This window comes from Streptomyces sp. NPDC001920, from assembly GCF_053594495.1.
Window position 1 is genome coordinate 256,145 of sequence record NZ_JBSFEP010000010.1, and the last position, 20,515, is coordinate 276,659.

The following is a 20,515-nucleotide window of genomic DNA, read 5'->3' on the forward strand; positions in this document are numbered from 1 at the left end:
GTCACCTCTCCTTCTGCAGTACGGACAGCGCGGCGATGAGTTCGGCCTGGGGCTCCGCGTGGACTTCCAGGGCGTCGAGGGGCGCGAGCCGCCGCTCCCGCTCGTTGTGCATGACCCGGTCCAGGTGCTCGGCGAGCAGCCGCCCCGCCCGGTCGCGCAGCCGCAGCGCCCCGTGCGCGCCGATCCGCTCGGCGAGCCCCTCGCCCGCGGACCGCGCCCGGCGGGCACCGAGCAGGGCCGTGGCGACGAGGGCCGCGACGACCTCGGGGTCCGGCACGACGCCGCTGCGCTCGACGTCGCCCACCTCGTCCTCGGCGTACTCCTCCAGCTCCCGTCGCCAGCGCCGTACGGCCACGCCGATCCGGTGCTCCACGCTTCCCGGCCTCGGGTCACGGCCCATCAGCTCCGGTGCCTCGGCGGCCGGTTCGCGCCGCCAGGCGTCGTCGACGCGCTCGTCGGCGGCGGTGACGGCGCACAGCAACAGGGTGCTCAGGCTCTCCACCAGCGAGTCGAGGAGTTCCCCGGCGGAGCAGTCCAGCGGAAAGGCACGCCAGCGCTTGAGGGCGTCGCCCGCGAGCACGGCGCCGGACTGCAACCGGGCCCGCACGCGCGCGTACTCGCTGTCGTACGCCGAGTCGACGGCGGCCGTCAGCCGCAGTGCCGCCGCGTACTGGGCGGCTGCGGCACCGGCGAGTTCGGGCACGCGGGCCTTGAGGGAGTCGAGCAGCCCGTAGGCCGTACGGGCCATGGCGTGCTCCCGTGCCGCCGGGTCCTGGGCGTGGTGGACGAGCCAGGTGCGCAGCTGTGCCACCGCGGTGGCCGGCAGCAGACCACCGCCCCATGCGGACTCGGGCAGTTCGGGCACGGTGAAGCGGGGTACGTCGCCGAGTCCGGCCTTGGTCAGGAGCGCTCCGTACTGCCGTGACACCTCGGAGACGACCTGGTGGGGGACCCGGTCCAGGACGGTCACGAGGGTGGCGTCGTACTCCTTGGCGGTGCGCAGCAGATGCCAGGGGACGGCGTCGGCGTACCGGGCGGCCGTCGTGACCATGACCCAGACGTCGGCGGCGCAGATAAGTTCGGCGGCGAGGGCGCGGTTGTCGCCGAGGAGGGAGTCGATGTCGGGCGCGTCGAGGAGGGCCAGCCCGGGGGGCAGGGTGTCGGCCGTCTCCAGCCGCAGCACCCGCGCGGAGTCCTCGCCGGGCAGCATCAACTCCTCGGCCGGGTCGTGTTCGGGCACCCACATGCGCGTGAGGTCGGGCAGTACGCGCATCCCGCTGAACCAGTGATGGTCCTCCGGATGGCAGACCAGCACCGGCGTCCGGGTCGTCGGCCGCAACACGCCCGCCTCGGTCACGCGTCTGCCCACTAGGGAGTTGACGAGCGTCGACTTGCCGGCCCCGGTGGATCCGCCCACCACGGCCAGCAAGGGTGCTTCGGGCTGTCTCAGGCGGGGCACCAAATAGTCGTCGAGCTGCGCGAGCAGTTCGTCGCGGTTGGCACGCGCGCGTGGGGCCCCCGCCAGGGGCAGCGGGAAGCGTGCGGCGGCGACACGGTCGCGCAGGGCGGAGAGTGCGTCGAGCAGCTGAGGCCGTACGTCCAAGGTCACCACATGCGAAGAATGCCCAATTTTAGGGGAATTCTGAAGCATATGAGCATGTCTGCGCGCCGATGGAACACAAGGGACGGAAGGGACGACTGGGACACGGGCACAGTCCAGGCATAACGAGTGCACAACACCGGGTACACAAGGGGCCAAAAACCGTGCACGATTCGTACCTGCCTGCGATTATCAGGACCGCTTCACCGAACCTCCACATCGAGCCACGGAGGCGAAGCAACAGGGACATGGACACGGGAGCCCTATCCTTGTCCCCGGCAACGTCACGGATCAGCCCACACCCGGGCACCACGAACGAGGCCACCACAACCGGCCCCCGTAGCTCAGTGGATAGAGCAGGCGCCTTCTAAGCGCTTGGCCGCAGGTTCGAGTCCTGCCGGGGGCGCAAAGCCCATCTGACCAGCGGAAACGCTGGTCTTTTTCATTCCTGGCGCGATGCACATCGCTACGACAGCAAGCGCCTTGACCGTCCACGGTCGTGGACCACCCCGACATCGGGGTGCAGTTCGCGCCGACGGACGCCTGGCTACCCCTCCTCGTCCAGCACCTGGGCGGCCGCGCGTGGGTCCATGAGGTTGGACCACGCCTGTTCGGCCGGGAGCAGGTCCCGCTCAGACAGGGCGTACTCCGGATACCAGCCCTCAGCCTCGCAGCCGGGGACGTTGCGCAGGATCAGCACGGTCAGGTTCGGCGGAACGGAGCCGGTGATCCGGACGGCGAGGTAGGTCTCGTGGCCGTCGTCCACCCGCACCTGCAGGCCAAGGGTGAAAGTGTCGAACTCGCACGTGTGCTCACGGCCGTCGCGCAGAGTGGCGTGCGCCAGGTCCAGCAGAGTCACCCGCAGGCGGCGGACGAAGCGGACACCTGCCTCGGCGCGGTACCGGACGTGGTCCTCGCGCGCGGGCAGCAAATACCTCGCGGTGCAGTTGTTCCGGTGTCGCCGTTGTCGAACACGCCCTGGCTCCGGCCGAGGGCAGGCGCCTTCGCTACCCCTGCTCAGGCTGTGTTTCGCAGGACGCGACGAAGCCCCGGGCACTCCCCTGCCGATCACGGGAGGGCTCCGGGACTGTCCGGCTCCCACCGGGGTGCTGCGGGTCGCCGTGTCGAATACGTGTCGAAGTTTTCAGGTGCAGACCGAGGTGGCCGCGAAGGTGATCGCGACCAGCACCGCGCGACCCCCTCGCCGACGATGCCCTCCCCCCTGCGGGCGAACCGGCGCCGGCGGCACCACCCCCTGGAACAACCTCCACAGGTCCTCCGACGCCATCCCCTCGACAAGCGCAGCAGTCATCACCCCAGACTGCCGACACCTAAGGCCCTCGACTGCTGGTCGACGGAAGAACTCGTCTTCGAGAGCGCTGGAACACGAGGGAGTGGCCTCACCATTTCGAGGCTGTCTTCCTGCAGCAGCGGCATGCTGCGCCACCTAGCAGAGGAGTCCATTACGTCACTACCGCCGCCAGGGTCTAACCAGACACGCGGTCACCAATGCCTACACCCATGATGGCTCGAAACTGTTTTCGAATTTGCCTGGTTGCGGGCAGGCGTTGTTTCGTGTGCTGTGCCTCGCACTGAGGCACGAGCAATCCCAACTCCCCGCTGACCACGGGGAATAAGAAGGGGGAATGTATGCCTCGCCATGTCTTCGTCAGGGCAGGGCTGTCCGCCGCTGTCGCTATGGCGGCCCTGGCGCTTCCGGTAGCCAGTTCTGCGTCCGCAGCACCCTCCCCGGTTGACACGCGGGTCAGTATCACGGCGGCCGATAGCATCGATGCAAAGTGCAGGAGCCACAGTCGCGATTACGTCGTGCGGGAGTACTTCAGAGGGCCCAAGAGGGTCACGTTGCGTTGCGGCACCAGGACGTGGGGGTGGAAGCACATCAAGCTGCGCCACGGCTGGAACAGGGCGATGGACCGGAAGATCAGTTCTGCCATATCGTCGGGAGCCGACAATGGCCGGGGAGGCTACTCCACTTACACCATCCAGTGCCCACCGGTCGAAAAGTTCCGGACCATCATCGGCACGCCCGGCGGGATCAACGACCTTCTGACGGCCTACAAGGTGGACCAAAGGGCCGCCGCCACAGGTCGCTGTTAGCCGCCTGAGGCGGGAGCACGGGACAAGGGAAAGGGCCAGATGATGCATGGGGAGAGGACGCCGGCGGAGCAAGCTCTGGGGCGTTCGTACACCACCGTCGACGGAGTCGGGTTCAACATCACCCGACTGACCGTCGAGCACCATCCGGACCGCACAGCGACGTTGACGTTTGCGATCACTGTGGAACGACCCGACCACCCGGACGAATGCTGGGTGGTCACGCTGCCATGGGACGACAGGTCCTTCGTGGACGTGCTCACCTCGCCCGCCCCACACCCTGACCGGTTGCAGCAGCTGGTTTACATCGTCCGCGCCCTGCTGGACGAGTGGTGGGACACCAAGGGCCGCAATAGGCAGTCGGCGAGGATGGGTCGGCGGATCTCCTGAGGCGGCTATATCCTCCGATGCCGTTGCCGCTTGGCCGATGCCCGGCCCATGGGGTGCGTTGTCCTCGGGCAACGCACCCCATGTCGTCCCGTGACCGGCATCGCCGGTGAATGAGATGCCCAGTTCTCTGGGTCTGGGCGCCATTTCGCTGGCGTGATCTTGCGGCAGTCCGGGGTGATGACTGCTGCGCTTGTCGAGGGGATGGCGTTGGAGGACCTGTGGAGGTTGTTCCAGCGGGTGGTGCCGCCGGCGCAGGTTAGCCCGCAGGGTGGAGGGCATCGTCGGCGAGGGGGCCGCGCGGTGCTGGCCGCGATCACCTTCGCGGTGGTGGGGAGCCGGGGGCCGATGCGCGGTCGGTGTGCTCGGTGTCGGGGGCGGCCCTTGGTTCCCGCGCAGAGGCACGTGGTCGGTACGCTCCCCGGCATGGGGCTCGACATCACCGTGTTGATCGCCGACCGTTCCTGGCTGGCGCAGGTCCCGCCGCGGGAGCGGCTGCCGCGGCTGCGGGACGCCTGGTACGCCGATGAGACGGGGCTGTGGGACCACGAGGCGCTGACGGGCGGGGAGGGATGGGTGCGGCCGCGGGGATCGAGCGGCGCCTTCTTCGCCGTGTACGAGTTTGCGCACACCCTCGGTTCCTTCAAGGCGCACTTCTGGGCGGGGCAGCGGTGGGAACGCGTCCGCGGCCATGTGGACCCCTCGCTGCGGGGGGAACTGGATGTGCTGCTGCGCGGGCTCTTCTGGGACGGGCCGTACGGCGAGGCCGAGCGCACCGATACGGCCTTCTTCGGTGAGGGCGGCCACGGCGTGCTCCTCGCACGGTCACCGGACGGCGTGCGGGATGTGGCCGCGATCTGGGATCGGGTCCTTCCTCACCTCGACCGGGTGCGAGGGCCCTTCGTCGAGCACGCCGCGGTCCCCGACGGCTGGGTGCGTGACTTCGACGCGTTCGTGGACCTGCTGACGCAGTGGGGACACGTCCTGACGGAAGCGGCTCGGCGAGGGTGGTGCGTCGTGGGGCTGAGCGAGTAGGTCGCCTCGGCGGGAGGCACGGCAATGGTCACCCTGTGCCGTCTGTTGTATGCCGGGATGCGCCGGGAGCGGGCCTGCAGGGGACGACCGCGCCCGCGGTGCTGCATTCAGATCGTGTTCTCGGCGACCGTACGCCACACCTCGGCCGCCAGGTCCGGCATGTTCCCCGCCTGGACGCGGGCGGCGATCTCCCTGAGGTCGCGGAGGGCCTCGCGGTCGCCCGCGCGCAGGGCGAGCAGGCCGCAAAGGACATCGAAGCGGATCTGGTCGCGGTACGACAGCAGTTGTTTGCCGTCCTCGCCCGCGGCCAGCAGTTTCGCCGCGCGGTCCGGGTCGCCCTGATGGAAGGCCAGCTTGGCCTGGAGGAAGAGCAGTTCCTGCTGATGGCGCGGGGTGCCGATGAGTTTCAGTGCGGGTTCGGCCTCCGCCAGGAAGGACTCGGCGTCCGTCACCCGGGCGGGGGCGGCCTCCAGGGAGAGGGACGCGCCGGCCAGCCGGAGCCGGATCCAGAGCTTCAGGTCGTCACGGCTGTCGATGGCGGCCTTGGCGTCCAGCAGGCGTTCCATCGCCAGGGCGTGATTGCCCTGGCGGGCGGCCACCGTGGCGGCGCTCCACAGGGCCTCGCCGGCGAGCACTCCGGTCGCGCCCCGCAGCGACTGGCAGACCTCGTCGGCCAGCCGCGCGGCTTCCGCGAGGTCGCCGAGTTCGGCCTGGACGGAGACCAGCAGGAGCTTGCTGCGCACCAGTTCGGCGGCGGAGATCCGCGACCGGCGCTCCTCCCGGAGCCCCAGTACCTCGACCACGGCGTCCCGGGCCGCCTTGGCGTCGCCCAGGTCGCGGGCGCAGCGCGCGAGCCTGAGCCGGGCCCGCACCTGCAGGGCGGAACGGCCGAGTTCCTCGCTGAGGGCGTTGAGCCGGACCAGCGCCTCGTACTCCTCACGGAAGTGGCCCAGCACCTCGTAGATGCGCGCGAGTTGGGTGAGCGCGTGCCAGCGGGTCAGCGCGTCGGCGTCGTCGGCCGCGGCGAGGCTCTCGGTGAGGAGCCGTCCGGTCTCTGCGTCGAGGTCGCGCTCCGGCATGGCGGCCACGTTCGCGACCAGGTCGATGAGGCTGTCCTCGGGCCGGTCGTCCTCGAACGCCTCCGCGGGTACTCCGAGCTTCTCCGCCAGGTAGGCCACGGCCCGCTCGGTGGGACGGCGGTTCCCGGATTCCAGCCTCGACAGATAGGCGGCCGACATCCCCGGTCCGGTGAGGTCCACCTGGGAGATGCCCCGATGTTGCCTCATCTGGCGCAGTCGCTTGCCGAATGCTGGCTGCTCAAGCACATTGCACCTCTGTCGGAAGGGTTGTTCTCGCCGTCCCGGCGGGAGCACAACGCCTGACGGGGGGTGGGTCGCGCGGACCACCCCCCGCATGGTCGCACGCGCTGTCAATCGTGGCAAATATTGACCACTTAGACAATTTCCGGGGTGTGCCCGGTAAATTTCACCGCGGGCCGGTGGGCCGGTCCGGGGTCACATGACGTCCAGCGCGGCGTTCGCCCGGCTCCGCCACTCGAAGAACCGGAGCAGTCCGTACGCCAGCACCGCGTACCCCAGGGCGACCGCCACCTCCCGTCCCAGGCCCGACCAGACCGTCGCGAGCGAGGCGCCGTCGAAGACGGCGCGCAGGGCCTCGATGGCGTGGTGGAGCGGGAGGAACGAGCCGACCGCGTTCATCCACCCCGGCATGGAGTCCGGCGGCAGATTGGCACCGCTGAACAGGATCAACAGGGTGAAGGCCGAGTTGGAGATGACGAACACGTCCCGGATGCGGACCGCCAGCGCCCCCAGCGCCAGGCCGAACAGGGCGCACGAGGCCGCGGCCACGACGAAGACCTGCGCGAGGCCGAACAGCGTCGTCGCCGGCAGGTCCAGGCCCAGCACCAGACAGCCCATGAGCATCATGAAGGTCATGACGGCGAGCCCGTTGACGGCGTACGGCAGCACCCGGCCGCCCCAGATCAGGCCCCGGGAGCGCGGACTGAGCAGCACCGCCCCGAGCGTGCCATACCGCCGCTCGTTCGCGACCGCCATGATCGCGCCGTACACGCACGGCATGCTGGTCGCCAGAACGGTGTTGCCGAGCAGGTAGAAGCGGTCGTCGGCGACCCCGAGGCTCCGTCCGACGTGGACGAAGAAGAAGATCTGGAACAGCGGACCCACCAGCAGCGTCCCGATGAACATGGGCGGGGTGGTCCAGTTGAACAGGGCCCGGTAGGAAAGGCCGCCGCCGTGGAAGGCGAGGCGCAGGGCGCGTGTGAGAGCAGTCATCGCGTGTCTCCGCTTCTTCGGCGCTCAGGTGAGTGCGAGGGTGCCCGTGCCGCGGGCACGGCGCTCCACCCAGATGAGGGCCACCAGGGCCACCGCCACATAACCGACGCCGAGAGCGAGGGCGACGGCCGCCGGCCGCACGACCTCTCCGCCGCCGGTCGCCGCCTGCACCGCGCGGGAGGCCCAGCTCGTCGGCAGCGCCCAGGTGACCGGGCGGGTCCACTCCGGCAGGGAAGCCGTGGAGACGAGGACTCCGGAGAACATCCACACCGGGTACTCAAGCGCGTTGGCCAGGGCGTTGGCGTTGCGCAGCAGCACGAAGGTGGCGGCCATGAGGAGGCCCATCATGCCGAGCGCCACCACGCAGACCAGCATCGCCGGGACGAACAGGGCGGGCGACGCGGGGGTGAAGGGGATGTCGAAGAGCACGACGCCCCACACCACGGTGGCCACCAGGGAGTAGGTCCCCACGATCGCGGTCGCGAAGGTGATCGGCAGCAGGACGAGTGAGAGCCGGGTCGGCGCCGAGACCAGCGTCTCCAGGGTGCCCATCCAGCGCTGTTCCTGGATGGCGCCGCCGCCGCCGAAGAGGACCGCGGACCACACGCCCATCAGGCCGGCGCCCACCGCGGCCTGAAGCAGGCGGTCCGGGTGGTCGCCGGCGCGGAACAGGTAGACGGCGAGGGTCGCGAAGACGATCGGGGCGAAGACCGCCATGACCAGTTCCAGGCCGGAACGGGACAGGTAGAGCACGTGGGTGCGTACGCCGACCGCCATGAGCCGCCAGAAGCGGTACAGGCCGCGCCAGGTGAAGGACCCCATCATGCGCTCCCCGCCGCGGCCGGGCCGCTGATGATGGAGATGTAGGCGTCCTCCAGTGTGGGCTCGCGCGTGGTGACCTTGCCGGTGCGCAGGTCCGCGAGAGCCGCCATGACGGTGCTGTGGGTGCCGTGGGACGGCCGGGCGTGGACGGTGACGACGTCCACGGTGCCGCTGGTCTCGACGGTGGCCTGCTCGATGCCCGCGGTCTCCCGCAGCCGTCGCAGATGCTCCTCCCCGACCGCCTCGTGGACCTCGACCTCCAGGACGTCGAGTTTGCGTACCCGGTCCTTGAGTTCGGCGGGGGTGCCCTCGGCGCGCAGGGTGCCCGAGGCGATGACCGCGATGCGGTCGCACAGTTCGTCGGCCTCGGCCATGTAGTGCGTGGTGAGCAGGACGGTCGTACCGCCCTGGACGAGATCGGCGACCACCCGGCGCAGTTCCCGTGCGGCGGCGGGGTCCACGCCGATCGACGGCTCGTCCAGGAACAGCACCTGCGGCCGGTGCAGCAGTCCGCGCGCGATGTGCAGCTTCTGCCGCATACCGCGCGAGTAGCCCTCGACGCGCTCCTTCTCGCGGCCGCTGAGGCCCACGGTCTCCAGGAGTTCGCGGATGCGGGGCAGCTGTTCGCGCGGCTCGACGCCGTACAGTTCCGCGAAGTAGCGGAGGTTGTCGAGGGCGGAGAGCCGCTCGTAGAGGCCGCGGTCGCCACCGAAGACGTAACCGATGCGCCGGCGGACCTCCAGGGGGTTCCTGGCCACGTCGTGCCCGAGGATGCGCGCGGTGCCCGAGGTGGGCAGCAGCAGCGTGTTGAGCATCTTGATCGTGGTGGTCTTGCCCGCGCCGTTCGGACCGAGCAGACCGAACAGCTCGCCTCGGCCGACGGCGAGGGAGACGCCGCGGACGGCGTCGATCGTCTTGCGCTGGGGCCGGAGCCAGCCGGTGCGTGTCCGGTAGGAGCGGGCCAGGTTCTCGGCCTCGATCGCCAGGTCGGTGGTCATCAGCAACCTTCTCGTCTCACTCGGTGGGTGCTGTGGCGTCGGCTGCGGCCGGCTCGTACAGGCGCAGCAGGCCGAGGTCGAGGGAGTCGTCCAGCAGTTGTCGGAAGGCCTCGGGGTCGCTGCCCCGGTCGGAGCACACCTGGGCCAGGGTCCGGGTGCCGTCGAGCCCGTGCAGCAGGGCCGTCCAGTCGTCGCCGTCCTCCAGCACGTATTCCAGGGAGCCGTCGACGGCCAGGTACGAGGTACCGGTGGTGTCCTTCAGCAGCACCACGTGGTCCGCCAGGGTGATCACGCTGTCCGCGGTCCAGCGGGAGGGCGCGAAGACCAGTGACTCGATCTCGGGGGCGGCCGACTCCCACTCGGTGAACCGGTGGAGGGGGCGGGGCGGGGGCAGCGTCGCCGCGGAGTCGACGAGCGGGGGCGGGAGTTCGGCGACCATCGTGTCGAGCAGGCACAGGTTGAGCAACGGCAGCAGACGCTCCACGTGGGCGGACAGCGGTGCGTGCGCCAGTCGGTGCAGCAGGGCGCGGACCCGGTCGGCGTCCAGCATGGCGCGTCCGCGCTCGGTGGCCAGGGCCTCCTCGACGAGGGCGAAGCCGTCCCGCGTGAGCATCTCGATGAAGGGGCGGTGGGTGTGCTGGATGCCGTCGCCGTAGAAGAAGGGGACCTTGGGGCGGTGGACGACCTCGGGCGGCAGCAGGTCGGCGACCGCCTCGCGGATGACGGCCTTGTCCCACAGCAGGCGCTCGCGCCGGGCGGCCGGGATCGAGGCGACCAGCTCGACCAGACGCCGGTCCAGGAACGGAACGCGGGCCTCGGTGCCGCTGCCGGCCGCCGTGCGGTCCTCCTGCCAGCAGTTGAACTGCTCGACGTCGCGCATCTTCGCCGTCACGAACGCGGCATAGGGGTCGCGGGCGAGGAGGCTCCTGCCGTGGTCGAGCGCGGCGTCGGTCAGCAGCCCGCCCTCGGTCCCCTCCCACCAGGCGGCGAGCTTGGGCCGGTGGTCCTCCAGCAGGCCGCGGCGGGCCATGCCGGCGAGGCCGGCTTCGAAGCCCTGCCAGCCGCCGTCGGCGGCGAGGGTGCTGGAGTAACCGCCGCAGAACTCGTCGGCCGCAGCGCCCAGCAGCATGCCCTTGATCTCGGGGTGCTCGGCACGGACGTGGCGGTGGAGTTCATGCTTGTAGTACTGCTCCGGGCTGCACGTGGGCATCTCGGTGAGCCACAGCAGCCGCTTCCATTCGTCGGCGGTGGGCGGCTGGGAGGCGTCGAAGCGGATCTGGTGGTTGGCCACGCCGAGTTTGTCGGCGACGATGCGTGCGTGCTCGGCGTCCCCGTTGACCACGGTCGAGCCGCTCAGCACGGAGAAGGTCTTCAGTTCCGTCGTGTCCGCGGCGAGGGCAGCGACCGCGGCCGAGTCCACTCCGCCGCTGAGGAACAGGCCGATGGACACGTCCGCGGTGGCGCAGGCCCGCACCGAGTCGGCGAGCAGCTCGCGGAACTCCGCGACGATGTCCTCGTCGCTGCGGGTGGAGTCCCCGTCGAACGCGGGCAGTTGCCAGTAGGTGTGGCGGCGGGTCGCACCGTCGCGCAGGTCGATCTCCACGATGGTGGCGGCCGGTACGGACTCCACGCCCTCGAAGTAGGTGGCGGGCGCGGTCAGGTCCAGTGAGGGCGCCGACGTCATCAGGGGGTTGACGAGCGCGCGGTCCCAGTCGACGCGGCGCGGGGTCGCCGGGTCGGCGAAGAGCGCCTTGATCTCGGAGGCGAAGGCGATCCGTTCGCGGTCACGGGTGAAGAACAGCGGCTTGACGCCGAAGTGGTCACGGGCGAGGAGCAGCACGTTGCGGCGCCGGTCCCACAGCACCAGGCCGAACATGCCGCGTACGTCGTCGAGGAAGTCCAGGCCCTTCTGCTGGTAGAGGTGCACCAGCACCTCGCAGTCGGAGCCGGTGCGCAGCCGGGTCCCGGCCGGCAACGTCGCCGCCAGCTCCCGGTGGTTGTAGACCTCGCCGTTGGCGATGAGGACGACGGAGCGGTCCTCGCTGTAGAGGGGCTGTCCGCCGTTCTCCGGGTCCACCAGGGACAGTCGGGTGAACGCCATGCCGACCGGGCCCTGGCGCAGCAGTTCCTCCGCGTCGGGGCCGCGGTGCGCAAGCGTGCGGGCCATGGTCGTCAGGATCGCGTCGGCTTCGACGCCGAGGTCCTGCCCGTCGACGCGGGCCAGACCGCCGAGTCCGCACATGCTCCCGTTCCTTTCTTTCAGAAAAAGGGGAAGGGCGCCCCTCGATGTGATGGAGAGGCGCCCTTGGTCCGCTTGTGGTTAGCGGACCACCATCATGACGCGACCGAAGTCGATCTTCTTGGCCTCGGGCTTGTTGTACTGCTTCATATAGATACACCTCATTCATCGGTGAATTCCGCCGGCCCGACGTTTTCGGCCCGGCGTGCTGAACTGATATTAGGAGGGCTTTTCATCGCTCCGCAAGTCCGGGCGGGAAATTCCTGAAAACTCTCGGAAAGCATTTCAGTGAAACGCCTCCAAGCCGTCCGCGAAGTGCGCGAACGGCTTATTCAGCACCCATTCAGGATGCTTTCAGAACGGAGAACGAATTCAGCTGGACAATTTCACCAGCTTCTCTTCGAGAAGCCACTCCAGCATGTCGGTGGTATCGGTGAGCGCCGTGCCGGCGTCGATGCCGTAGTACTCGGCCACCGAGCGGGCGATGTCCTCCACCCGGCCGGTGCCGTCGATACGCCGCCAGATGAACGCCGCCACCTCGGGCAGCTCGTACGCCTGGTCGTAGCGGGCGAGCAGGATCGCGCCCTCGGAGGACCTGATGCGGACCTCCAGACGGTGCCGGGGGACGCTCCGCGCCTCGATGTTCGCCGCCATCAGACCTCCGCCTCCATGGAGATGCGCCGGACGCAGCCGACGACGTCCTCGATCCACCGGCCGGGTTCGGCGGGGTCGTAGTCGCGCATGGTCTCGATCGCCCAGTACTGCTCGAACGGCAGGACCGCCGGCGCCGCGGCCCGGTACTTCCTGGACCGCCACTTGGCGGTGGTGCCGTACTCCCCGTGGTGGGCCAGCAGCGCGTCCGCGGCGTACCCGAAGGCGAGTTTCACGGTGAGCAGGGCGCTCTCCGCGTCGCCCGAGCCGAGTTGGCCCAGGGCGTCCTCGGCGAAGGTGTCCGCCTGGTCCAGGCTGTGCGCGACGATGGTCCGCCCGAAGGCGGACGCGTGCAGCAGCCGCTGCTGCTCCGCCAGCCACTCGGTGCCGTCGAGGGCGATGGCGTGCCCGAGTTTGACCAGGCAGTCGCGCTCGAACTGGCTCAGGGCGGCCCCGGTGTCGCGCTCGCTGCGGTACGCCTCCCAGGAGACCTTCTCCATGACCTGCCGGTACTGGTCCGCCAGCCAGAACTCGACGTCCCCGCGCCGGCCGTCCAGGGCGGGAACCGCCACCGGTACCCGGTCCGGCACCAGGGCCACCGGGTGGAAGTCGACGGCGCCGTCCGCCGGGAACGGCGTGTCCGTGACGACGTACAGGTCGAGGTCGCTGGTCTCGTTGCCCCAGCCCCGCACCAGGGAGCCGGCCGCGTACACGCATCGGTACGCGTCCGGGAGCAGTCCCTGCTCCCGGAGCTGGCCGAGGAGGCGTGGGCCGTCCTCGGTGGTGATCGTCTGCACCATCGGCATGTCCTTTCACATCGGTCGGGCCTCAGAGCAGCCCGTGCGTCGCGAACTCCGCGCTCACCTGTTCGTCGTCCAATGCCCCGACCGACTCGAAATGCCGGACCGTCTGCTGGGCCACGCTTTTCGCGTACGCCTCGACGGCCGCGTCCGGGAAAAGCTCGGCCACGATGCGCTTGGCGTCGTCGTGGGAGAACCCGTAACCGGTTATCTCCTTTTCCACCGAGGGCACGTCGGGGTCGGTGAAAATGCGGATCAGCCGGGGCACCTGGAGTGCCGCACGCTTGCGGGTGGCGGGTGTCAGCTGTCCCCACAGATGACGCAGGAAAATCGCGAAGTAGGCATGGTGCCGGCCTTCGTCGAGCGCGTGGTCGCGGACGGTCTCACGGACGGCCGGGGCAACGCTGGTGTCGTTCCACATGCCGGCCAGCTGGGCCGTGATGAGTGTTTCCGACACGATGACGAAGAGGATTTCGGTGAGCGCCGCGAGGTCGTCCTGGCTCTCCTCGAGGAACCGTTCCAGGCGGGTGATGAAGTAGGGCACCCGCGGCAGTTCGGCGTCGACCTCGGTCAGCTCGCGCACCTGCCCCGCGAGGTCCGCCGAGAACAGCGCGTGGTAGGCCTCGTCGCAGTAGATCTTGAAGGCGTCCAGCCGCATGGCGTCGGGCACCCGCACCCCGATGGTCCCGTGTGCGATGCCGAGCGCCGTGCGGTTGACCACCAGGTGCTCCAGCTTCGCGGTGAAGTCCAGGTAGCGGTACAGATGCCGCACGAGCACGTCGCGGTAGACGTCCGGACGCTCGTCGCGCAGCGCCTCGATCAGCGGGTGGGAGGCCAGCGGCACCAGCTCGGGCGCGAAGAAGCCCTGCCCGTCCTCAAGGGGGGTCAGTTCGCGTCGGCTCGCGGCGCGGACGGTGGCCCGCTCGTGCCAGTTGCGGAACGGGCTGACGTAGTCGTCCTCCTCCGCGGCCGGGTCAGCCCGCTGGTCGAGCAGGGCCTGCTTGGGGCACAGGCTCACCGCCGAGCACCCCATGAACAGGCCGACTGTGCCGCACATGCTTCTCTCCTCCTGCTGCCGTGGCCGGCCGCTTGCTCAAGGGCGGGTCGGACTGGTTGCGGTTGATCCGGCCGACGTCCCACAGATCGGCGAAACGGCTCGCCCTGCCGCAGTGGTAGTACGCCTCCTCGACGTGCACGAGCGACCCCCACAGCAGCCGCTCGCGCTCGTCGGCGTCGAGCGGGAGCGCGGACCAGCGCGGATCGGTGCGCGAGAGGGGTTCGGCCCGCCCGTTGACCCGGGCGGTCTCCGGCATGCCGGGCAGCAGGAAGAGCAGGCCGACGCCGGGGTCCTCCTCCAGGTTGCGCAGGGTCTGCAGCAGCCTGTTGCCGGACTCCTCCGGCACGAACAGCGTCCGCTCGTCGAGGACCCGTACGAACCCGGGGGGACCGCCTCGGGGCGAGGCCGTGCAACGCCCCCACCCGGTCGTGCTCGCCATCACCACATAGGGGGACAGCGAGATGAACCGGCACAACCAGGGGTGCAGCACCGGTGAGAGCTTGGCCTGCACCCGTGGCAGCGCAGGGCCCCATCGCTCGGTGAGCTCCTCGCGCACCGAGCCGGGCGGCGGGACGTCGGACGAGGTCACGGCACCATCACCGCGCCCCCGTTGACGCCCAGTGTCTGGCCGGTCAGATAGCCGCCCAGGTCGCCGGCGAGGAAGACCACGGCGTTCGCCACGTCCTGTGCCTGGGCCACCCGGCCCAGCGGGATCTTCTGCCCCTCGGCCAGGAACCCTTCCTCGTCCAGGCCCGGTTGGGCGGTCCTGGTGACACCGGGGGCGACGGTGTTCACCGTGATGCCGTGCACGCCGAGGGCACGGGCCAGCGACTTGCCGAGGGCGACGAGTCCGGCCTTGCTCGCGGCGTAGTGCGCGCCCTTGGGCGACCCGGTGAAGGCCGCGCTCGACGACACGTTCACGATCCGCCCGCCGCCTTGCGGGATCATCATCGCGGCCGCCTCCTGGGCGCAGAAGAACGCGCCCTTGAGGTTGGTGTCGAGGACCAGGTCCCACAGCGCCTCGTCGAGGTCCAGGACCTGTGCGCGCGGGAAGACACCCGCGTTGTTGACGAGCACGTCGAGCCGGCCGAACCTGCGGCCCACCGTCTCGAACATCGCGGCGACCTGCTGCCGGTCCCGTACGTCGGCCTCCACCGCGAAACAGCCGTCGGGGAGGTCCCCGTCGGCCCACTCGGCACCGGGCGGGTGGTTGACCGCGACCTGCGCGCCCAGCGCGGAGAGTGCCCCGGCGACGGCCCGGCCGATGCCGCTGCCGCCCCCGGTGACCAGCGCGGTGCGGCCCCGCAGGGAGAGGGACCCGGAGTTCACGGGCGCTCTCCCGTCTGCCGTCGCACCTCGTCGAGGACGCGGTAGACCTCCAGGCACGCCGACAGCGGCGAGTCGCCGGGCTCCCCGTGCAGGACGCTGCGGTGGAAGGACTCCAGTTCGGTCGAGTAGCCGGTCCGGCCGTAGCCGCCGCGGCGGCCGGGCCATGTGTGGCGCAGTGTCTCCTTGCCGTCGAGCACCCCCACGCCGGGTGTGCTCGACGGGCGGCTGAGCGTCAGCGTGTTGAAGTCGTCGAGGACACCGACGACGCACTGGTCGGTGACCAGCTCGCAGCGGTACTCCAGGCGGTTGGAGTAGTTGCCGAGGAGCAGGGTGGCCAGCCGCCCGTCGGCGTACTCCAGGAAGACATGGAGCGCATGGCGGTCCGCGCCGATGTCCGCGCGCCGGGCCGTGACCCGGTCCGGGACGCCGAGTTCGCGCAGGACCAGGTCGACGGCGTGGGTGCCCAGCCCCTGCAGCAGGCTGTCCGTCACCGTCGCGCAGCCCCACACCGGGGACGTGGGCTTGGCCGAGACCATGCGCAGGTCGACGGTGCGCACCGTGCCGTGGGCGCGCAGGGTGCCGCGGAGCTTGCGGTAGGACTGCCCGTAGGGGAAGTTGAAGCCGACGAACGCCACCGTGCCCTCGGGCGCGCCGCGTTCGTCGACGGCGAGCTTCTCCAGCGTCGCGGTGTCGGGGGCCGGGGGCTTCTCGACGAAGACGCTGATGCCCCGGGCCAGGGCCCGCGGTACCACGTCGGCGTGCAACTGCGGGGAGCCGGCGACGATCAGGGCGTCGATCTCGGCCGTGCCCTCGCCGTCGACCAGGTCGGTCCAGTCGTCGGTCCACAGGTCCGCGCCCCAGCGCCGCGCGGCCTCGGCGGCGGCGTCGGGCCTTCGTGCGGCCACGGCGGTCAGCCGGGCGCCGTCCAGCACCGACAGGGCGGGCAGCAGGTTCTCCTGCGCATGGGTACCGGGGCCGATGAGCCCGTAGCGCAGTGCCGCCCGCCCGGGCATGAGCCGTCGGATCGACATGTCAGATGATCCCCAGCTCTTCCAGCCGGCGGCACCAGTAGTGGTACTTCTCCTTGGTCATCTGGCGCTCGGCGCGGCGCTCCGCGGACTCGCGGTCCTCGCCGACCCGCCAGAACATGGTGCCGACCTCCGCGGCCTCCGGCTCGACCTCGGACAGTTCGCCGCGGGTGCCGTCCTGGCCCTGCCGCATCTGCCGCAGCGCCTCCTCGCGGCCCCGGGCCTCCTTGAACATGACCGGCGCCCGGTCCTTGACCGGGTTGCCGCGCAGGACCAGGGAGATCGTGCCGAGCTCGGTGAACGGGGTGGAGTGCAGGGCGTTGTGGTGGATGGTGAAGCACTCGCCGGCCTGGTCCTGGTGCAGCATCACCGGCTGCACCTCGTCCGGCAGGGTGTTCTCGTCGAAGCCGTTGCGCGCCACGTAGTTGCGGTGCAGGTAGGTGCCGCGCAGGACGAGGTTGGTGAAGGAGAAGCGGTGGTTGTGGGCCAGCTGCTGCTGGTGGTCGGTGGACATCCGCAGCCTGATGCGCAGGCCCTTCTCCACGTCGTCCCACAGGACGATCTTGTCCTCGACCACGTCCTCCTCGCACTTGGCCCACAGATACGGGTCGTGCTCGACGGCGAACAGCAGCTTGCGGAACAGCGCCTTGTCGGCTGCGAACTCACGGATGAGCCGCTGGGTCAGCTCCGCGGCGCGGGGCAGGTCGTCCCAGTCGATGGGGCCGACGTTCTCGAAGAGTTCGACGACGGTGTTGTTGACGTGTACCCGGTCAGCCGTCTCGATGCTCATGGGTGGTTTTCTCCTCTGGAGGGCACCGGTCGTGCGGTGCGGGAAGGGAACGGGACCGCACCGGGCGTCAGATGACGCCGAGCTTCTCCAGCCGGTCGCGGATCTGCCGGTAGGCATCGAGGCCCATGGCCTTCTGCTGGCGGCGCTCCTCGGGCTCGTCCTGGCGGCCGAAGCGCCACCACAGGGTGCCCTCCTCCTTGTCCATGATCACGGACCGGTCCTTCTCGGCCGGGCCGCGCAGGAAGAGGGAGACGGTGTCGGGCGTGGTGAACGTGGTGTGGATGGCGCTGTGGTGCATCGTGTAGCAGCTGCCCGGCCCCTCCCAGCGGACGATGTGCGGAGTGAGCCGGTCCAGCTGGTCCTTCACCCGCGGGTCCGGGTTGTGGCGGTTGAGGTACTGGCGCGCCTGCGGGTCGGGTCCGTCGCCGTACAGGTCGCCGTCCATGTGGTACCAGGTGTGCGTGTAACCACCCGTCACGATGCGGCTGGAGAAGGAGAACCGGTGGTCGTGCGGGCGGTCGAAGTGGTCCTCGGTGGAGATGTGCAGGCGCAGCCGGACGCCCCGGTCGAGCGCGTCGTACAGCACGATGTAGTCGAGCAGCTGGTGCCGCTCGCACATGGCGAGGAGCTCCGGCTTGTTCTCCACGTCGTAGACCAGTTTGCGCAGGGACTCCTTGTCGTCCGCGAGACGCTGGACGACGTCGCGGGTGGCTTCGCCCGCCGCTTCGAAGTCGTTCCAGTCGACGGTGAGCCGGTCGAGGTGGTCGATCACGCTTCCTCCTTGGTACGGGGACGGTTCGGGCAGTGGCCCGCCGTGCGGTGCCGGCGGTTGCTCGGCGGCGCGGGCGGCGAGCGCTTCCTCGTGCGCCCGGCGGATCCGCAGGGCCGCCGGCGAGGTGGCGCCCGGCAGCCGGGCCAGCTCGTCCGCCGGGCGCCGTCCGGCGATGACATCGGCGAGGGTCTCGGCGTAGACGTCGAGGTCGGAGGTGCCGACCACGTCACGGGTGGGGCTCACGGTGTCCTCCTCAGCGCCCGCGCCGCGGTCACGACGGTGGCCGCGGTGCGCTCCGGCGGGTCGTCCGGGTCAGGGGTCAGTACGAGCCAGCCACGCTCCTCGGCCATGCGCAGCAACTCCTCGCGTACGACCGCCTGGTAGGCGCAGAAGGACTCGCGCGGTGGGCCGGTGAAGCCGTCCCAGCGGCCGATCTCGGTGTCCTTGAAGTCGTCGCGGCGCGACCAGGCGACCTCGGGCGGGACGTCCAGCAGGACCGTCAGCGCGGGTTCGGGGACGGGAGCGAACAGCGACTCGACCCAGTGCGGGTCCAGCGGTTCGCGCACCACGGTCTTGGCGATGTTGCGGTAGTACCAGCCGTCCATCACGGCGAAGGTGTGCTCGTCCCCCAGTTCGGGGCGCAGCCGGGCCAGGCCCGCGTACCACGAGGCGATCAGCAGGATCCAGTGCGCGGCTCCGTAGGTGTCGCCCTGTTCCTCGGGCGAGGACCAGATGAGCTCGCGCAGGGTGGCGGCGCGGGCAGCGGTGCCGGGGTCGGCCGGCGCCATGTCCTTCTTGTCCGCGCGGGTGGTGCGGTCCGGGTCGAGCTCCCGTGCGACCAGGCCGGCCACGGTGGACTTCCCGCTGCCGTCGATGCCCTCCATGACGATCAGCACGGCGCGGCTCCGTCCAGCAGGTAGCGGACGATGCCGTCCTCGTCGTTGCTGGCCGTGACGGCGGTCGCCCGGGCGCGGACGGCGGGGTGCGCGTTGGCCGGGGCGACGGTGCGGTCGGCGACGTCGAACATGGGCAGGTCGTTGAGGTGGTCGCCGTACACCGTCACCGGCAGATGCCCGAGATCGGCGGACCGCCGGAGCAGGCGTACGGCGTGCCCCTTCTCGGCCTGCGGGTGCGCGACCTGGATCTCGGTCCAGCCGGGTACGTAGCGGTTGGCGGCCGCCAGGACGCCGGCCGCGTCGCCGAGAGCCTCTTCGAGGACGGTGACGGCGGCCTTGGCCTCCTCGTCGGGGACGAAGGTGATCACCGCGGCGGTGTGCGTGCCCGCGACGGCGGCCCGGGGGTCCGTGCAGGCGCTCAGGCGCGGGTCGCCGTACGCTCGCTTCTCCTCCACGTACCAGGCGAGGGCGGGGTTGCCGCACGGGCCGTGCAGGACGTGGTCGGCGGTGCCGTCCCAGGTGGTCAGTACCGGTTCGGCCGCCAGGTGCGCGAGGGCGTCCAGTGCGGTGGCGGCCGCCGCCTCGTCCAGCGTCCGGTGGGCCAGGTGGCGGCCGGAGGCGAGGTCGGTGAGGAAGGCGCCGTTGAGTTCGATGACGGGCAGTGTCAGCCGCACGCCCGCGAGCAGCCCGCGCATGGCGACGGCGCTGCGGGCGCTGGCGACGGTGAGCCGGGTGCCCTCGTCCAGCAAGGCGTTGAGTCCGTCACGGGCGTACGCGCTGAGGGTGGCGTCGGACCGCAGCAGCGTCCCGTCGAGGTCGAAGACGTGCAGGCCGAGGCGGCGGTCGTCGGTCATCGGCGGGTCTCCTGCAGCGGCCTGGCGGGGAGGAGCGCGGGAAGCAGTTCCCGCAGCTCCCCGAGGGATGCGACGACCCGCTGGGCCTGGCCGAGCCGGGTGCGCGGAGTGAGCGAGGCCAGGCCGACCACCGTCATGCCGGCCGCTCGTGCGGCGGCGACTCCTCGTGCGCTGTCCTCGACGACCAGGCATGCGGCGGGTGCGGCGCCGAAGTGCCGGGCGGCGTGGAGGAAGACGTCCGGGGCCGGCTTGGGGCGGGCCACCTGGTCCGCGCCGAAGATCCGGCCGGCCAGCCGCGGGGCGAGTCCGGCGACTTCGAGGGAGACGGCGACGCGGTCCGCGGTGTCGTTGGAGGCCACGCAGTAGGGGACGCCCCGTGCGTCGAGATCGTCCAGCACCTCGTGGACTCCGTCGGCGGCCGTGAGTTCGCTTGCGAAGACGTCGAAGAGCCGGGTGTGGAACCGGGTCGAGAAGTCGTCGTCGAGGACCGTGCCGGTGCGCCGGCGGACCGTTTCGACCACGTCCGCGAAGGACTTGCCCAGGTAGTGCTCGACGGCCTCGGCGAACGTCGTCGGCACTCCCTCGTCGGTGAGCATGCCGGCCAGCAGTCGGTTGCCGAGGCTCTCGCTGTCCACGAGGACACCGCTGTTGTCGAAGACGACCAGCTCGTGCTCCACCCCTGACCCCCGGCTCGTTGCCTGCAATTGCCAGATCAACATAAGGATGCTTGACAAGCAAGTCAAGCCCTTACAGATCGTCTTTGACAAGCCAGGACGGCGACGTCCGCACACCACAAGCCGGTCCAAGCACGGGAATCTACCCCTTGCCTA

Annotated in this window: 20 protein-coding genes, 1 tRNA gene and 2 pseudogenes; 4 read left to right on the forward strand and 19 right to left on the reverse strand. The window is 70.3% G+C overall.

All coding sequences use genetic code 11. The features are described 5' to 3' along the window. Position 1 precedes the first annotated feature (1 nt). Positions 2–1,612, reverse strand: a complete 1,611-nt coding sequence (locus ACWCPI_RS19220; RefSeq protein ID WP_451039231.1) for a dynamin family protein — start codon at positions 1,610–1,612, stop codon at positions 2–4. Positions 1,613–1,933: 321 nt separating this feature from the next. Between ACWCPI_RS19220 and ACWCPI_RS19225 the strand changes: the two genes are divergently transcribed. After that, positions 1,934–2,006, forward strand: a tRNA-Arg gene (locus ACWCPI_RS19225). 141 nt (positions 2,007–2,147) lie between these two features. On the opposite strand, the gene ACWCPI_RS19230 is transcribed toward ACWCPI_RS19225, so the two are convergent. Then, positions 2,148–2,531, reverse strand: coding sequence for a hypothetical protein (locus tag ACWCPI_RS19230; RefSeq protein ID WP_451039232.1), 384 nt, complete (start codon positions 2,529–2,531; stop codon positions 2,148–2,150). 216 nt (positions 2,532–2,747) lie between these two features. After that, positions 2,748–2,912: pseudogene (locus ACWCPI_RS19235) on the reverse strand (IS5/IS1182 family transposase); the annotation flags it as partial. 845 nt (positions 2,913–3,757) lie between these two features. Here ACWCPI_RS19235 and ACWCPI_RS19240 point away from each other — a divergent pair. The 3 genes and pseudogenes from ACWCPI_RS19240 to ACWCPI_RS19250 all read left to right on the forward strand — a co-directional run bounded on the left by ACWCPI_RS19240 (position 3,758) and on the right by ACWCPI_RS19250 (position 5,137). Beyond that, positions 3,758–4,105, forward strand: a complete 348-nt coding sequence (locus ACWCPI_RS19240) for a hypothetical protein (protein ID WP_451039233.1) — start codon at positions 3,758–3,760, stop codon at positions 4,103–4,105. Between the two features lie 177 nt (positions 4,106–4,282). Then, a pseudogene (locus ACWCPI_RS19245) lies at positions 4,283–4,426 on the forward strand (IS5/IS1182 family transposase); the annotation flags it as partial. A gap of 102 nt (positions 4,427–4,528) precedes the next feature. After that, positions 4,529–5,137, forward strand: coding sequence for a hypothetical protein (locus tag ACWCPI_RS19250; protein WP_451039313.1), 609 nt, complete (start codon positions 4,529–4,531; stop codon positions 5,135–5,137). Positions 5,138–5,244: 107 nt separating this feature from the next. Here the strand turns inward: ACWCPI_RS19250 and ACWCPI_RS19255 are convergent, their stop codons facing one another. From ACWCPI_RS19255 to ACWCPI_RS19330, 16 genes are all read right to left on the reverse strand, one after another. Then, positions 5,245–6,552, reverse strand: coding sequence for a helix-turn-helix domain-containing protein (locus ACWCPI_RS19255; protein WP_451039234.1), 1,308 nt, complete (start codon positions 6,550–6,552; stop codon positions 5,245–5,247). Between the two features lie 99 nt (positions 6,553–6,651). Next, positions 6,652–7,449: an ABC transporter permease gene (locus ACWCPI_RS19260; RefSeq protein ID WP_451039235.1), complete on the reverse strand. Its 798-nt coding sequence runs from the start codon at positions 7,447–7,449 to the stop codon at positions 6,652–6,654. 24 nt (positions 7,450–7,473) lie between these two features. After that, on the reverse strand, positions 7,474–8,271 hold the full coding sequence (locus ACWCPI_RS19265; RefSeq protein WP_451039236.1) for an ABC transporter permease: 798 nt from the start codon (positions 8,269–8,271) through the stop codon (positions 7,474–7,476). Continuing rightward, positions 8,271–9,269, reverse strand: coding sequence for an ABC transporter ATP-binding protein (locus ACWCPI_RS19270; protein ID WP_451039237.1), 999 nt, complete (start codon positions 9,267–9,269; stop codon positions 8,271–8,273). Before ACWCPI_RS19270 ends, ACWCPI_RS19265 begins: the two co-directional genes overlap by 1 nt. Before the next feature lie 16 nt (positions 9,270–9,285). Beyond that, complete coding sequence (gene asnB / locus ACWCPI_RS19275) at positions 9,286–11,511, reverse strand: asparagine synthase (glutamine-hydrolyzing) (RefSeq protein ID WP_451039238.1); 2,226 nt, start codon at positions 11,509–11,511, stop codon at positions 9,286–9,288. Positions 11,512–11,880: 369 nt separating this feature from the next. Then, positions 11,881–12,162 (reverse strand): PqqD family protein, encoded by a 282-nt coding sequence (locus ACWCPI_RS19280; protein ID WP_451039239.1) that lies wholly within the window; start codon positions 12,160–12,162, stop codon positions 11,881–11,883. After that, entirely contained in the window at positions 12,162–12,959 is a 798-nt protein-coding gene (locus tag ACWCPI_RS19285) for a hypothetical protein (protein WP_451039240.1), read from the reverse strand. The genes ACWCPI_RS19280 and ACWCPI_RS19285 overlap by 1 nt, the downstream gene beginning before the upstream one ends. A gap of 28 nt (positions 12,960–12,987) precedes the next feature. After that, complete coding sequence (locus ACWCPI_RS19290; protein WP_451039241.1) at positions 12,988–14,016, reverse strand: diiron oxygenase; 1,029 nt, start codon at positions 14,014–14,016, stop codon at positions 12,988–12,990. Continuing rightward, positions 13,934–14,605 carry a pyridoxamine 5'-phosphate oxidase family protein gene (locus ACWCPI_RS19295; protein ID WP_451039242.1) on the reverse strand — a complete coding sequence of 224 codons (672 nt, stop codon included), beginning with the start codon at positions 14,603–14,605 and terminating at the stop codon, positions 13,934–13,936. Before ACWCPI_RS19295 ends, ACWCPI_RS19290 begins: the two co-directional genes overlap by 83 nt. After that, positions 14,602–15,345, reverse strand: a complete 744-nt coding sequence (locus ACWCPI_RS19300) for an SDR family NAD(P)-dependent oxidoreductase (protein ID WP_451039243.1) — start codon at positions 15,343–15,345, stop codon at positions 14,602–14,604. Before ACWCPI_RS19300 ends, ACWCPI_RS19295 begins: the two co-directional genes overlap by 4 nt. Next, positions 15,342–16,376, reverse strand: a complete 1,035-nt coding sequence (locus tag ACWCPI_RS19305) for a Gfo/Idh/MocA family protein (RefSeq protein ID WP_451039244.1) — start codon at positions 16,374–16,376, stop codon at positions 15,342–15,344. Before ACWCPI_RS19305 ends, ACWCPI_RS19300 begins: the two co-directional genes overlap by 4 nt. Before the next feature lies 1 nt (position 16,377). Next, the gene (locus tag ACWCPI_RS19310; RefSeq protein WP_388799546.1) at positions 16,378–17,163 is read right to left on the reverse strand and encodes a hypothetical protein; all 786 of its coding nucleotides are present in this window, start codon (positions 17,161–17,163) and stop codon (positions 16,378–16,380) included. Positions 17,164–17,230: 67 nt separating this feature from the next. Next, entirely contained in the window at positions 17,231–18,178 is a 948-nt protein-coding gene (locus ACWCPI_RS19315) for a hypothetical protein (RefSeq protein WP_451039245.1), read from the reverse strand. Beyond that, positions 18,175–18,831 (reverse strand): dTMP kinase, encoded by a 657-nt coding sequence (locus ACWCPI_RS19320; protein ID WP_451039246.1) that lies wholly within the window; start codon positions 18,829–18,831, stop codon positions 18,175–18,177. Before ACWCPI_RS19320 ends, ACWCPI_RS19315 begins: the two co-directional genes overlap by 4 nt. Continuing rightward, on the reverse strand, positions 18,825–19,685 hold the full coding sequence (locus tag ACWCPI_RS19325; protein WP_451039247.1) for an HAD family hydrolase: 861 nt from the start codon (positions 19,683–19,685) through the stop codon (positions 18,825–18,827). The genes ACWCPI_RS19320 and ACWCPI_RS19325 overlap by 7 nt, the downstream gene beginning before the upstream one ends. Continuing rightward, the gene (locus ACWCPI_RS19330; RefSeq protein ID WP_451039248.1) at positions 19,682–20,362 is read right to left on the reverse strand and encodes an HAD family hydrolase; all 681 of its coding nucleotides are present in this window, start codon (positions 20,360–20,362) and stop codon (positions 19,682–19,684) included. Before ACWCPI_RS19330 ends, ACWCPI_RS19325 begins: the two co-directional genes overlap by 4 nt. Positions 20,363–20,515: the final 153 nt, after the last annotated feature.